Annotated in this window: 14 protein-coding genes; 2 read left to right on the top strand and 12 right to left on the bottom strand. The window is 67.8% G+C overall.

What is annotated here, in order from left to right; genetic code table 11:
* Positions 1-91 precede the first annotated feature (91 nt).
* The 5 genes from AZG88_RS46660 to AZG88_RS46640 form a co-directional block, all read right to left on the bottom strand.
* Positions 92-1501: an MFS transporter gene (locus AZG88_RS46660; RefSeq protein WP_061044772.1), complete on the bottom strand. Its 1410-nt coding sequence runs from the start codon at positions 1499-1501 to the stop codon at positions 92-94.
* A gap of 73 nt (positions 1502-1574) precedes the next feature.
* Positions 1575-2303: an enoyl-CoA hydratase/isomerase family protein gene (locus tag AZG88_RS46655; protein ID WP_005249167.1), complete on the bottom strand. Its 729-nt coding sequence runs from the start codon at positions 2301-2303 to the stop codon at positions 1575-1577.
* Positions 2304-2307: 4 nt separating this feature from the next.
* A complete protein-coding gene (locus tag AZG88_RS46650) occupies positions 2308-3507 on the bottom strand; it encodes an acyl-CoA dehydrogenase family protein (RefSeq protein WP_005249166.1) in 1200 nt (399 codons plus the stop codon).
* A gap of 20 nt (positions 3508-3527) precedes the next feature.
* Complete coding sequence (locus AZG88_RS46645; RefSeq protein WP_061044773.1) at positions 3528-5600, bottom strand: acetate--CoA ligase family protein; 2073 nt, start codon at positions 5598-5600, stop codon at positions 3528-3530.
* A complete protein-coding gene (locus AZG88_RS46640; RefSeq protein ID WP_005249164.1) occupies positions 5597-6430 on the bottom strand; it encodes an SDR family NAD(P)-dependent oxidoreductase in 834 nt (277 codons plus the stop codon). Before AZG88_RS46640 ends, AZG88_RS46645 begins: the two co-directional genes overlap by 4 nt.
* Positions 6431-6684: 254 nt before the next feature.
* On the opposite strand from AZG88_RS46640, the gene AZG88_RS46635 reads away from it, so the two are divergent.
* The gene (locus tag AZG88_RS46635; protein ID WP_005249163.1) at positions 6685-7314 is read left to right on the top strand and encodes a TetR/AcrR family transcriptional regulator; all 630 of its coding nucleotides are present in this window, start codon (positions 6685-6687) and stop codon (positions 7312-7314) included.
* A gap of 27 nt (positions 7315-7341) precedes the next feature.
* Positions 7342-8277: a DMT family transporter gene (locus AZG88_RS46630; protein ID WP_005249162.1), complete on the top strand. Its 936-nt coding sequence runs from the start codon at positions 7342-7344 to the stop codon at positions 8275-8277.
* A gap of 3 nt (positions 8278-8280) precedes the next feature.
* Here the strand turns inward: AZG88_RS46630 and AZG88_RS46625 are convergent, their stop codons facing one another.
* From AZG88_RS46625 to leuS, 7 genes are all read right to left on the bottom strand, one after another.
* Positions 8281-8739 (bottom strand): DUF5994 family protein, encoded by a 459-nt coding sequence (locus AZG88_RS46625; protein WP_005249160.1) that lies wholly within the window; start codon positions 8737-8739, stop codon positions 8281-8283.
* Entirely contained in the window at positions 8736-9263 is a 528-nt protein-coding gene (locus AZG88_RS46620) for a DUF5994 family protein (RefSeq protein ID WP_231914447.1), read from the bottom strand. The genes AZG88_RS46625 and AZG88_RS46620 overlap by 4 nt, the downstream gene beginning before the upstream one ends.
* A gap of 124 nt (positions 9264-9387) precedes the next feature.
* Positions 9388-9837: a DUF5990 family protein gene (locus tag AZG88_RS46615; RefSeq protein ID WP_061044775.1), complete on the bottom strand. Its 450-nt coding sequence runs from the start codon at positions 9835-9837 to the stop codon at positions 9388-9390.
* Positions 9838-9891: 54 nt separating this feature from the next.
* On the bottom strand, positions 9892-10515 hold the full coding sequence (locus tag AZG88_RS46610) for a hypothetical protein (protein ID WP_197436314.1): 624 nt from the start codon (positions 10513-10515) through the stop codon (positions 9892-9894).
* On the bottom strand, positions 10497-10937 hold the full coding sequence (locus tag AZG88_RS46605; protein WP_231914446.1) for a hypothetical protein: 441 nt from the start codon (positions 10935-10937) through the stop codon (positions 10497-10499). Before AZG88_RS46605 ends, AZG88_RS46610 begins: the two co-directional genes overlap by 19 nt.
* Before the next feature lie 8 nt (positions 10938-10945).
* Positions 10946-11092 carry a hypothetical protein gene (locus tag AZG88_RS54860; protein ID WP_231914445.1) on the bottom strand — a complete coding sequence of 49 codons (147 nt, stop codon included), beginning with the start codon at positions 11090-11092 and terminating at the stop codon, positions 10946-10948.
* A gap of 71 nt (positions 11093-11163) precedes the next feature.
* Positions 11164-14028: a leucine--tRNA ligase gene (leuS, locus tag AZG88_RS46600; protein WP_061044777.1), complete on the bottom strand. Its 2865-nt coding sequence runs from the start codon at positions 14026-14028 to the stop codon at positions 11164-11166.
* Between the last annotated feature and the right edge of the window lie 70 nt (positions 14029-14098).

The raw sequence follows: 14098 nt of genomic DNA, 5'->3' as shown, positions 1-14098 counted from the left end.
AGCACGTCCCGGCTGGGGAGCCCCTTCTCCCAGGCAGCGGGACATGGCTCCGCCCCCGCCGACGTCGGCAGAGGCGGAGAGGACATGGTCGTCAGGTTCGCGGCGCGGAGGCCTCCTCCAATTTCTCGAGCCGGGGAGCGCTCGCCCCCATGGCCGGAGCAGCCGTTACGGAGGACACTTCTTCCAGCGACTTTCCCTTCGTCTCCGGAGACATGAAGAAGCAGATCACGAACGCGACCGCCGTCAGCACTGCACCGAAGAGCATCGTGGTGCCGGTTCCCAGCGACGAGATACTCAGCGGCAGCAGGTACGTGCCCGTCGCGGCGCCGAACCGGCTCACCGCGGTGGCGATTCCCACCGCAGTCGCCCTGAACTCGGTGGGGAAGAGCTCGTTGGGGTAGATCCACACCAGGATGCTCGGACCGCCGGAGATGAACGCGTACGCGCAGAAGGCGGCGACGATGAACCAGAGGGGCCCGTCCGCCCACAACCACAGCCCTGCCAGCGGAATCACCATCAGTGCCAGCGGGACCACGGCGATCGGACGCCGGCCCCACTTCTCGACCAGGAACAGCGCGGGAATGGATCCGGCGACGATGAGCCCGATGATGACGGTTTCGACGATGAGCCCCGCGGAACCGTCACCGGAGATCGAGAAGCCCGACAGGATCGTGGGCAGGAAGGTCAGCAGTGCGTAGAGCGGGGTGACGACCGCCAGATACAAAGCGCTGCACATGATCAGCCGGGCAAGGTACTGGCCGCGAAAGTAGATCCGGATGTCGGCCTTCGGCTCGTCCGCCGTGTCCTCGACCGTGACCTTGCTCAGGTCGAGTTTCTCCCCGTAGATCTTCTCGACCACGGCCTCGGCGTCGGCCACCCGGCCGTTCTGCAGGAGCCAGCGCGGCGACTCCGGGATTCCGCGACGCACCAGGATCACGATCAGACCCAGAACGGCACTGGACGCGAGGAGCAGTCGCCAGTGGTCGTTGCCGCCGGAGATGCCGACGACGAGCGCGCCGACCACGTACGCGGCAACCGCGCCCGCCGACCACGCGACAGCCGACATCCCGACCATGGCGCCGCGCTTCTTGGTGGGCGTGAACTCGGTGAGCAGCGAGGTGGCGATGGGGTAGTCGGCACCGATGGCCGCGCCGATGACGAAGCGCAGGACGATGAGCTGCCACGGCAATTGGACGAACACCGACAGCCCGCACGCGACGACCAGCACCACCAGGTCGAGGGCGTACATCTTCTCCCGGCCGATCCGGTCGGTGAGGAAGCCGAACACGGTGGCGCCGAAGAAGATACCGATCAGCGAGGCCGCGCCGATCAACCCTGCCTCGGCTGTCGTCGGGTGAAGTTGCTCGGTCACCCCGAGCAGGGCCACGCCGATGATGCTCATGACGTACCCGTCCAGGAATGGTCCGCCACAGCACGCGATCAGGAGCTTGGTGTGAAACCCGCGTTTGGCGGGTCTGTCCATCACGTCGAAGGAACTCATGTCGTCTCCACTACGTAGATTGGTGCCGTCACCCTGGGGGTGGCGGGCGAGTCGGCCGCGCTGGCCGGTACCGCTAAGGGGTTGTCTTGTTCAGCGCCGAGTAGGCGAGCTGCTCGAGCAACAGCGAGGCATGGTGCGGGGAGTCGGCGCTGACGTCCAGCACCTGCTTGGTGATGCTCAGCGCCAGTGGCGAATACGCCGCGAGTTCGTGCGCGATGCTCAGCGCCTGCTTCACGTGCTCCGCGGAAGGGGCGATCTCACTGACGACGCCCCAGCGTTCGGCGTCCGAGTGATCGAAGCGCCGTCCGCGCAGGACGAGGTCGCGGGCACGGCCCGCCCCGACGATGCGGGTGATGCGGGTGACCCCACCGGAACTGGGGAGGATCCCGATTCCGATCTCCGGGAACCCGAAGACCGCGGCCGGATCTGCGACGCGGATGTCGGTGGCGAGAGCCAGTTCGAGCCCGCCGCCGAGGCAGTAGCCGGTGATCGCGGACACGGTGGGTTGCGGGAGAGCCGCGAGCACCTCGTACACCGAACCGGACGTGCGGTAGTACTCGGCGATCGCCTCCGGGGTCATCTCCCGCAGTTCGGTGACGTCCGCGCCGGCCGAGAACACCGAGTCGCCCCCGGTGAGGACCACCGCACGACTGGACTTCACCTCGGGTGACCCCAGTGCGCCGAGCAGTTCGGCTTCCATGTGCGTGGACAACGCGTTCCGCTTCTGTTCCCGCTTCAGGGTGACGACGGCGACGTCGCCGTCGCGGCGCACATCGACGGTCCCGGCGTTCTCGGTCGGCATCGTGCTACTTCTCCCCGGCCTCGTAGCGGAAGGACAGCAGATTGTCGAGGCCCCGCTTGTTGGCCTCGTTCGCGATGACCAGGCGCTGGATCTCGGACGTGCCCTCCCAGATGCGGTCGACGCGCAGTTCGCGCCACAGCCGCTCGACGGGGTAGTCGCGGATGTAGCCGCGCCCACCGAAGATCTGGACGGCCCGGTCCACCACCCGGTTCGACGCCTCGGAGGCGGCCAGCTTCACGGTTGCAGCCTTGGCGTGCAGCGTCTTTCGCAAGTCGGCATCGTTGGGGTCGGCCTGGTCGAACTCCCACGCCACCTGGTGGGTGAGCGCCCGGTTGGTGGTGATGTCCACGACGGAGTCGGCGATCATGCCCTGGATCAGCTGACGGTTGATCAGCGGCTCGCCGCCCTGCACCCGCTCCCGCGCCCAGTCGACGGCCAGGGTCAGCGCCCGCTCGGCGGCACCGATCGTGCGTGCACCGATCATCAGCCGCTCCTCCGTGAACCAGTCGCGGGTGAGGTCGTGGCCCTGTCCGATGCCACCGAGCACGGCGTCCGCTCCGACGCGCACGTTCTCGAACGTGAACTCGGGGTGCTCGTAGACGAACGTGTGCGTGTAGCGGGGGATGTGCTTGATCTTCACACCCGGGGTGTCGACGTCGATCAGGAAGATCGTTGCGGCGTGCTCGGGTTCGACGTTGGCCAGCACGATGAGGTAGTCGGCGACGTCACCGACCGTGACGAACCACTTCTCGCCGTTGATGATGTACCCGCCGTTGCCGTCGGGTGTCGCGGTGGTGCTCGCCGCGGAGAAGTCCGAGCCCGCGTTGGCCTCGGAGATCGCGACGGCGTCGCGGCGGTCGCCGCGGGCACCGGGAATCAGGTAGCGCTCCCGCTGTTCGGGGGTCGCGTGGGTCAGCGGGTTCGCGGGCCGCCACACCGTGTCCCACAGCGCGTTGGTGAGCTTGCCGAGTTCGTCCTGCACGACGGCCTGCTCGAGCACCGTCAGTCCGGCACCGCCGTATTCGACGGGGGTGTTGATCGCCTGGAGTCCCGATGCGAGGACGGCCGCTTTGATGGTGGCGTGGGATTCGTCGGAAATTCCGTTGTTTCTTTCGCACTCGTCCTCGAACTGCATGATCGTGTCGGTCAGGGCGCGTGCGCGCTCCTTGAGGTCGGCGAGGCGGGGGCTGTATGCGAATTCCATGGTGTCAGAACTTCCTTGTGTCAGTTGGTGTTCGATGTGTTGAGGACGATGCGCGCGTCGAGTCCGAGGGCTTGCTTCGGAGTGACGAACAGCGGGTTGATTTCGAGTTCCGCGATCTCGGGGTGCGCGGTGGCCACGGCCGTGACGGCGGCGATGGCGTCCGCGGCCGCGTCGAGGTTGATCGGGGGCCTGCCGCGAACCCCTCGGAGCAGAGCGGACGCCCGCAGGGTGTCGAGCAGACCACGGGCGGTCTCCGCGTCGACGGGCGCCAGTGCGAAGGCGACGTCGGCGAGGACCTCGGTGAAGATGCCGCCGAGACCCACCATCGCCACGGGTCCGAATCGCGGGTCGGTCTGGACGCCCACGATGAGTTCGACTCCCTCACTCAGGTCGGCCATGCTCTCCACGCAGTAGGCGGGCGCGGCGAGCGAGCCGTCCATACGCGTGAACGCGTCGGTGAGTTGCTGCGCGGTTTCCAAACCCATTGCGACCCCGCCGGAGTCGGACTTGTGCAGCAGGCCCATCGCCTTCAGAACCACGGGGTATCCCACGCTGTCGGCCGCTGCCACCGCCTCGGCGCACGTCCGCACCAGTTGCGCGTCCGGGAACTCGACGCCCGCACCACGGAAGAGTTCGCGGGCGTCCCAGTAGGCGTCGCTGGTAACCGGCTCGGCCGGCTCGCTCTCCCCGCCCGCAGGATGCTGCGGCGCAGCGGTTTCGGCGATGACTCCGAACGCACCGGCGGCATCCTCCACCGCCCGGAAGACCGGGACTCCGCTGTCGGCCAGGACCCGGGCCGCGGCGCTGTCGGGATGCATCGTGTGCACGACGACCGGCTTGCCGTGGGTGCGCGCCGTCTCCGCCATCGCACGGGCGGTGTCGACCTCCGCTCGCGCGAGGTTCTCACCGTAACTCCCGTAGCCGCCGAAATATCCGGTGAGCAGGACGGAGTCGATGGCCGGACTCTGCAGGATGGTGTCGAGGACCGAGACGAACGAGGTGATGTCCTGTTCCCCGGCGCCGGCGAGGTCGACCGGGTTGGTCACCCCGGCGGACGGTGGCAACAGGGCGCGCAGTGCACTGCTGACTTCGGCCGTGAACTCGGGCACCGTGAGTCCGGCAGCCTCCACGACGTCGGACGCGACACCTGCGTGCCCGCCGCCGTCCGCGACGACGCCGACCCGGCGCACCTCCGCGGGTCCGTAACCGAGGAGGGTGGCCGCCACGTCCGCGAGCTGCCGTGGACTCGACACCCGGTACACCCCGGCGGCCCGGCAGGCCGCGTCGATGACCGCGCTGTCGGACGTCAGCGATCCCGTGTGCGACTGCGCCCCGCGGACGGATGCCTCGCTGCCACCCACCGTCAGCAACAGGACCGGCTTCCCCGCCCGGGACGCCTGGGCGGCCGCGTCGACGAACGCCCGCCCGTCACCGAAGTCCTCGCAGTACACGGCGATGAGATCGGTGTCGTCGTGCTCGACGCAGGAGCGGATGAGGTCGGCGGCGCCGAGGTCTGCCTGGTTCCCGAGCGAGGCGAACCGGGAGAACCCGTGTCCGCGGGCCTCGAGGAACTGGCTGAGTTCGAGTGCCATGTTGCCGCTCTGGGAGAGCAGCGCGACCCGGCCGGCGGGAAGCGGGTTCGAGGCCAGCGTCAGCGCCGTGCTCGAATCCAGCACACCCAGGCAGTTCGGCCCGAGGAGGACGGCCCCGGCGGCCCGCACCCGCTCCACGACCCGATCCTGCACAGCCTTTCCGGCAGCACCGAGTTCGGCGAAACCGGCGGTGACGCCGACGATCGCGGTGGCGCCTGCCGCGAGGGCGTCGTCCACGGCCTCCTCGAAACCCTGCGCCGGGACGGTGATGACGACGAGATCGACTCGTTCGTCGAGTTCCGACAGGCTCCGGAGCGAGGGGTGTCCCAGGATGCGCTCGCCGCGCCGGTTGACGAGGTGGACCGACCGGCTGCCCGTCATGCGGAGAGCCTGGACGCTGATCCAGTTGCCGTACTTCGTCTCGTCGTTGCTGGCACCGAGGACGGCGACCGACCGGGGATCGAACAGCGCCGTGAGGTCGCGGTCGACGATCGCGCTCATCGCGTCTCCTCGACCTTCGGAGCGGGGTGACCAGTACCCCAGGCGTCGGCGCCGCCGTCGATCACCAGAGTGGTCCCGGTGACGTAACTGCCTGCGGGGGAGGCAAGGAACGTGACGACTCCGGAAACGTCCTCGGCCGTACCCAGCCGTCCGAGCGGCACCGCGGACGTCCATTGCGCCCGGGCCTCTTCGGTGTAGTTGCCCTCCATGCCCTCCGTCGCGATGGTGCCGGGGGCGATGCAGATCGACCGGATTCCGTACCGGCTCCACTCCAGCGACAGTCCGGAAGCCAGGTTCTCGAGGGCGGCGCGGGCCGAGGTGGCATGGACCATCGATGCGATTCCGCGACGCGGGGAGAACGCCATGAAGAAGATGCATCCCGACCGCTGCGGAATCATCGCGCGAACGGCGACCTCCCGGGTGACCGCCCAGGTGGCGTCGACGGCGAGGCGGTGAACGGCGCGCCATCCCTTGCTCGTGATGTCCTCGGCCGGCGCCGCGAACTGGCCACCCGCATTGTTGACCAGGATGTCGATCCGGCCGAACGTGTCGAGGGCGCGGTCGACCAGATCGGTCACCTGCTGTTCTTCGCGAATGTCGGCGGGCACTGCGAGCACCCGGGCACCCAGCGCCTCGATCTCGGCTGCGGTCTTCTCGAGGGGCTCGGACCGGCGACCGCTGATGACGACGTCGGCTCCACACCTCGCCATGTCCAGTGCGATCGCGCGTCCGATCCCGGTGCCTCCACCGGTGATCAGTGCCACCCGCCCGCGATGGACATCGGGGCGCAGCACCTGCCCGGCGCCTCCGCCTGGGTTCTCACATTCCATCGAGCGTTCGCCTCTCGTCGCTACCGTTCCGACCACCAGGGTCTGACTGATGCATCAGTTATACCGTGATGCAGCCCACAGATGTCAAGGTTTTTTCGGAAACTGACTCACCGCCCGAATGCTTCCCCTGCTCGTTCATGCAGATTGAACTGCTGTTATGTCGGCGAATGCCCGGATTCGGCGCCTTTCACTCAGATGATGCATCGTCTGACTGATGCGTCAGTTTGAAGCGTATGATTTGATGGATCAGTCAGATGACCATCGAAGGAGGGACAGTGACCGCTCAACTCACCGAGGACGCGCGCCGAACGGCGATACTCGATGCCGCGGCTCAGCTGATCGCCGAGCGCGGATACCACTCGGTCCGCATCTCCGACATCGCGCAGGTCGTCGGCACCAGCACCGGGGCGGTGCACTACTACTTCCCCGGCAAGAGCGACGTCCTGACGGCGGCCCTCCGCCACGCCATCGACAACGCGTTCGACCGGCAGAGTCGCGAACTCAAGGCAATCGACAACGCCCACGAGCGACTGCTCCGCCTGATCGACATGCAGTTGCCCCGCGTCGGACCGCTGCGCGACGAGTGGTCCATCTGGCTGCAATTCTGGGCCGAGGCCACGCTTCGACCCGAACTCCGCCCGTTCCACAACACGTACTACGCGCGCTGGCACGAAACCGTCGTCAAGATCGTCCGGCGCGGACAACGCCAGGAGATCTTCCGCACCGACGTCGACCCGGAAACCATCGCGCAGCGGTTGACCGCGCTCACCGACGGGACCGCCATCCAGGTTCTCACCGGCGCACCGAACATGACCGTCGCCGCCATGAAAGAGGTTCTCGTGCAGTTCGTTCACGACGAACTCGTCGCGCCGCGGACATGGTGAAGCGGACCGCTCGACGCGTTCGAGTCCATGGGCGCTAGCACCACCCGCGGGCGCAGTGCCGTCGCCTGGGGATGTGGCGCGGCCTCGGCGGTCGCCTACGGACTCACCCCGACGTTCGCCGCGATCGGCTACGCCGGGGGCGTGTCCCCGGCCGTCCTCGTCTGCCTCCGCAGCCTCGTCGGTGCCGCACTCCTGCTACTCCTGGCCTGGTCCACCGGAAGACTGGCGGGCGTGACCTGGAAGTCCGCTGTCGGGCTGTGCGTCGTCTGCGGCCCACTGTTCGGAATCCAGCTGCTGTGTTTCTTTGCGGCAGTGCGGGTTACCGGTGCCCAGATCGCGGTCGTGATCGTCCACGTCTACCCGCTGTTCGTGATGGCGCTGGTCTGGGTGCTCACCCGCAACAGGATCCACCGCGGTCAGTTGGTGCTGGCCCTCGCGATGTCCGGCGGCATCGCACTCGTCGCAGGCGCGGGCAGCTCCACCGTCGCCCTGAACGGGGCGATACTCGCCCTCCTCAGCGCGGCCGGGTACGCCCTGTATCTGGTGGTCGGGGAACGATGGGTACACCAGGTCAGCCCCGTCGCCGCCGGCGGACTGGCGTCACTCGGCGCCGGAATCGCCACCGGCACCATCGCCGTCGTCGACGGACAGTCCTGGACGTTCGCACCCAGCGGATGGGGGTCCATCCTGTTCCAGGGGCTCCTGCTGATGCCCATCGGGATCGGCTGCTCCTTCATCGCCGTGCGAGCGCTCGGATCGGCGTCGGTCAGCCTCCTCGGACTGCTCGAACCGGTGGTCGGGGTACTGGCCGCGCAGATTCTGCTGGGCGAGCAACTGTCGCCGCCGCAGTGGGCGGGGATGGCCGTCGTCCTGATCGCGTCCGCAGCGCTGCCGTGGATGCGGGAGAAGCGTCCCCGGCACGTCGATCGGCCGCCGGCCCTGCACGGGGCCGAGAGCCGATAGCGTCTACCGGTCCGGAGCGAGACCCACCGCCCTCTGCATCGCCTCGAAAGCGTTGTCGGCGTCCGTGTTGGGTCCGACGATCAGGATGTCGAGCCGACGTCCGTCGGTACCGAAGACGTGCATGATGTCGGGCGGCTGGTCCGGATCCGGGCCGGACACCTCGATTCCGTCCTGACGGTCGATGCCGCGTTGCGAGATGCTCAGCGAGTTCCAATCGAAGGCGACGCGTTCGGTCGTCCCCACTCGATCCGTCAGTGCGCTGATCAGGTCGTGCAGTTCGGTGGTCAGGTTGGTGGTTCGGGGCCACCACGCCCCGTCGACACCCTCCGAGACCTCGCCGCGAGCGCGCAGCAGCAGTCTCGGGGTCCGGGTGGGTGCGTCGAAAGGCTGCCCACCGTCGGCCGTCGGCCGAGAGAGTCCCAGCCCACGCCCGGAGTGCGTGATGTTGTCGTCGTGCGTCATCGTTCACGTCCCTTCGCGCTCGAGGTGCGGTCGAAGCCGTCCCTGATGCCCTTGATGCCCTTGATGCCCGACATCAGCAGCTCGTCGGCGGTCAGGGCACTGTTGGGGTTGGCCGCCGTGTGCATCGTCGAGTCGGCGTAGCGGGCATCGGCCTCGGGGGGCACCACCAGAAGCGTCAACCTCGTCCGCTTCACACCGCTCACGTACAGGGTGTTGAGCGGCTGGTACTCGTAGCCGTCGAGATGCACCGATCGCCCCGCCACCATGATCCGGCGCGGAGCAGGAAGCCAGGCCTTGATGTCGTACACGATCCGATCGACGACACCCACTCGAATTGCCACCAGCGCAACCAGATCCGGAATCTCCACGGTGAGGTCGCGGGACCGGGGCCACCAGGCGCCGTCCACGGTGCCCGCACTGGGCGCTTCGGGCTTCAACCGCAGACGCGGCGACTGCGCCGGACCGCCACGAGTATGGGCACCGTGAAGACGACCGGGAAAGTTGCGATCCTGTTGTAGCGTCATGACGACGCTCCCGCCTCGGCCGCAAGGCAGCCGATATCTCTGTCGGCGGCGACGCGATCTTGGGCGTTCGCATGCGAAGTGCCTCCGATACCCTCACCCTACGCGCAGGGGATACGGCGATCGGCTACGCCGACCACTCGATCAACGGCGGACGGACCGCAGCGCACAGCGGATTTCCCCGGGCGTCGGTGAGCCCGAGCCGCGCCGTGATGCGACCGGCAGCCGACGCGGCCTCCGCAGTCGCCGGATCCACCGCGTCCCACATCAACTTCGCCCGGCGGAACATGTCGAATCCGCCGTCGGCGTCGACCGTTCCCCACGACAGGTAGACGAACCGCGCGCCCGGCCGGCCCTGCACGTACGGTCCGGTGATGTCGAGACCCGTCGGCTTCGGGGTGGCCTTGCAGTCGAGAACCCAGCGGGCGGTGGTCGCGTCTCCCGGATGCAGACCGAGCAGGCCGGCGTGGGCACCGCGGCGTTGCACCGCCACGTGGATGTTGTCGTAGCCGGGGAAATTGGCTCCCGGCGGGCACGACGATCCGGGAAGGTCGGTTGCCTCGATCACGAGTTGCACCTATGTATCAAACCACCCGTGAGTACTTATCAACCGCCCGTGGTTAACAAGTACTCACGGGCGCGGAGCGCACAACAGTTGCGTTGCGCCGGGCATGAATCCGGATCCGTGGTGGTACACGGGGTCCATCGTGGTGACGAGCAGCCGCCCCGCGGTGGTGGTCTCGTCGACGAAGAGGACCGAACCGTCGCGCTCGCCGTCCTCGGTGTGCAGATCGACCAGGCTCACCGCGCGACCCGGCGGCTCCAGGACGCCGTGGTAATGCCAGATCACGGAATGTTCGGAGAAGTAGTCCCACGCCGGATGGTCCGGGGACCGCAGCCGCAGTCGGTGATCCTCGCCGGTGCGCCACCACCAGAAGACGGTGGGGCGACTGACCTCGCGGACGCCGGGCAGCCAGTCCCCGGAGTTGTTCTCGCCGAAGACGACCACCGTCGCGCCGCGGCCGAGACAGTCGGTGATCGTGTCCGTCCACCGTGTCAGCAAGTCCGGGCGCAGGCGGTCCGCCACCACCAGGACGTCGACGTCGCGAATGTCGTCGAGGTCGCCGGTGCGCACGTGCACCGGGCGGATCCGGTACGGCTCCAGGGCGGGATCGGCGAGGGTGGCCAACTGGGCGTGGCTGCCACCGTGCAGGAAGGCGACGGTCGCGGCGCGGGTCATCGTGCCGCCAGCCATCGGACGATCTGCGTCCGCAGGTCGGCGGTGCCGCGATCGGCACCCGAGAACTGGAGCAGGTCGTTGCCGCCGTGCACCAGCACGCGACCGGCGCCGAGCGGGTACTCGTAGTCGATCGAGGCGCGGGTGCGGCCGATCGTGTGCACAACCCGCGCGCCGTCCGGCAGGTCCAGATAACAGCAACGGCCGTAGAACCCCGCGACGCCGATCCGTTCGAGTTCGGCGAACGGCACCGGTCCGCGGCGGCCGGTGTTGTAGAGAAACGCCTTCGGATCGGTGCCGGCCCACACAGGATGGTCCGTCACACGCGTCAGCGCCAGATCCGAGGGGCCGCGGAACTCGAGCTTGCGCCACCTGGTCAGTCCGTCCAGGAAGATGCGCTGTACGTGCCCGTTGACGACGACACGGCCGCCGCGGACCACGAACGAGTTCAGGAAGTCCCGCTGCTCGACGAGGAATCCTGATCGACGTCCCAGGTGAGGTAGATGCCGGCGACGTCCGCGGTGCACGCGGTCGGCAGGTCGTAGACGTCGACTTCACGGAGCCCGTCGACCACCGTCCCGTCTCGGGGAGCCATCACGGCCTTGTGCGCTTCGCGCCTGTGAGTACTTATTAACCGCCCAACGTTAATAAGTACTCACGGGCGCGTCAGCGCACTATGTTGACCATCTTGCCGGGGACGACGATCACCTTGCGGGGATCCTGGCCGTCGAGGAGCGCCACGATCTTGTCGTCGGCCAGCGCGATCTTCTCGATCTCCTCGCGCGGGGCGTCGGCGGCGACGGTCACGCGGCTGCGGACCTTGCCGTTGACCTGGATCGGGTACTCGACGGTGTCTTCCACCAGCCACTTCTCCTCGGCCACGGGGAAGGGTCCGTGAGCCAGGGACTTCTCGTGCCCGAGCCGCGACCACAGTTCCTCCGCGAGGTGCGGGGCCAGCGGTGCCAGCATCAGCACCAGCGGCTCCACCACCGAGCGGGGCGCACCGCCGGGGTACGCCTTGGTGAGGTGGTTGGTGTACTCGATCAGCTTGGCCGCCGCCGTGTTGTCCCGCAGGGCCGTGTAGTCCTCGCCGACACCGGCGATCGCCTTGTTCAGCGCGCGCAGCGTGTCCTCCGTCGGGGCGTCGTCGGTGACGCGGACTGCACCGGACTCCTCGTCGACCACCACACGCCACGCGCGCTGCAGGAAGCGCTGCGCACCGACGACGTCCTTGGTCGCCCACGGACGGGACGTGTCCAGCGGACCCATCGACATCTCGTACACGCGGAGCGTGTCGGCGCCGTACTCCTCGCAGATCTCGTCCGGCGACACGGAGTTCTTGAGGCTCTTGCCCATCTTCCCGTACTCGCGGTTGACCTCGACGCCCTGGTGGAAGAACTTGCCGTCCTTCTCCTCCACCTCGTCGGCAGGCACGTAGACGCCGCGCGCGTCGGTGTACGCGTACGCCTGGATGTAGCCCTGGTTGTACAGGCGACGGTACGGCTCGCTCGAGCTGACGTAGCCGAGGTCGAACAGCACCTTGTGCCAGAACCGCGAGTACAGCAGGTGCAGCACGGCGTGCTCTACACCGCCGACGTACAGGTCGACGCCGCCGGGATCGTTGGGTCCGTGGATCTCCGGACGCGGACCCGTCCAGTACCGTTCGTTCTCCTTGTCGCAGAACACGTCCGGGTTGGTGGGGTCGATGTACCGCAGCTGGTACCAGGAGCTGCCCGCCCACTGCGGCATCACGTTGGTGTCGCGGCGGTACGTCTGCAGTCCGTCACCGAGGTCGAGTTCGACGTTGACCCAGTCGACGGCCTTCGCCAGCGGGGGAGAGGGCTCCGAGGACGCGTCGTCGGGATCGAACGACACGGGTGCGTAGTCCTCGACCTCCGGGAGCTCCACCGGCAGAGCCGATTCCGGCAGGGCGCGCGCGTTTCCCTCGGCGTCGTACACGATGGGGAACGGCTCGCCCCAGTACCGCTGGCGCGCGAACAGCCAGTCGCGCAGCTTGTACTGGATGGTGCCCTTGCCGGTGCCGTTCGCTTCCAGGCGGTCGGTGATCGCCTTCTTGGCGTCGGCGACGCTCATCCCGTTCAGGAAATCGGAGTTCACGATGGTGCCGTCGCCGGTGTACGCGTCCTTGGTGAGGTCGCCGCCGGAGATCACCTCGACGATGTCGAGGCCGAACTCGGTCGCGAACTCGTAGTCGCGGTGGTCGTGGCCGGGGACGGCCATGATGGCGCCCGTGCCGTAGCCGGTGAGGACGTAGTCGGCGATGAACACCGGCAGCTCGAGCCCGTTCACCGGGTTCACGGCGTAGGTGCCGAGGAAGACACCCGTCTTCTCCTTGTATTCCTGACGCTCGAGGTCCGACTTCGACGCGATCGACTTCCGGTACGCCGCAACCGCTTCGGCGGGAGTTGCAGCACCGCCGGTCCAGCGCGAATCGACACCCTCGGGCCACTCGGCCGCGACGATGTCGTCCACCAGTTCGTGCTCCGGGGCCAGCGTCACGTACGTCGCGCCGAACAGTGTGTCCGGACGCGTCGTGAACACCTCGACGTCGTGGACCGTGGATTCACCCTCGCTCCGCTCGACCCCGACGGCGAACTTCACCTGCGCACCGTGCGAGCGCCCGATCCAGTTGCGCTGCATGGTCTTGACCTTCTCGGGCCAGTCCAGGTACTCCAGGTCGTCCACCAGACGGTCCGAGTACGCGGTGATGCGCATCATCCACTGCTGCAGGTGCTTACGGAACACGGGGAAGTTGCCGCGGTCGCTGCGACCGTCCGCGGTGACCTCTTCGTTCGCCAGCACCGTGCCCAGACCGGGGCACCAGTTGACCATCGAATCGGAGTGGTAGACGAGGCGGTAGGAGTCGAGGACCGCCTCCTTCTCGGACACGGACAGCGACGCCCAGTCCCGTCCGTCCTCCAGCGACCGCGAACCCGACACGAACTCGGCCTCGAGCTCCGAGATGCGCCGGGCCTTGCCCGCCTCCTTGTCGAACCACGCGTCGTGGATCTGCAGGAAGATCCACTGCGTCCAGTGGTAGAAGTCGGTGTCGGTGGTCGCGAACGTACGGCGTTCGTCGTGGCCGAGCCCGAGGCGGCGCAGCTGCCGCTTCATGTTGACGATGTTGGCCTCGGTGGTGGTCCGCGGGTGCGTGCCCGTCTGCACCGCGTACTGCTCGGCAGGCAGACCGAACGCGTCGTAGCCGAGGGTGTGCAGCACGTTGTGGCCCTGCATGCGGTGATAGCGGGCGAACACGTCGGTGGCGATGTAGCCGAGCGGGTGGCCCACGTGCAGACCCGTCCCCGACGGGTACGGGAACATGTCCTGCACGAACAACTTGTCCGCGGGAACGTCGCCGGCGAGGGGACCGACCGGGTTGGGCGCGTTGAACGTGCCCTCCTCGCTCCACCGGTCCTGCCAGCGCTGCTCGATCTGGCCGGCGAGTTCCGCGGTGTAGCGGTGCTGCGGGGTCGCGTCGGACGGGTTGGCGGGCTGCACGTGCTCGGTCACTGTGGTCGCTATCTACTTGGCTGACATTCTGAATTAGGGGGATACCGTCAACCAGGGTAGAGCCTCACCC

Source organism: Rhodococcus sp. LB1, assembly GCF_001583455.1.
In the GTDB taxonomy this organism is placed as follows: Bacteria; Actinomycetota; Actinomycetes; order Mycobacteriales; family Mycobacteriaceae; genus Rhodococcus_F; species Rhodococcus_F opacus.
Note: the sequence above shows the minus strand (reverse complement) of the source record. Positions and strands in the feature narration are given on the sequence as shown.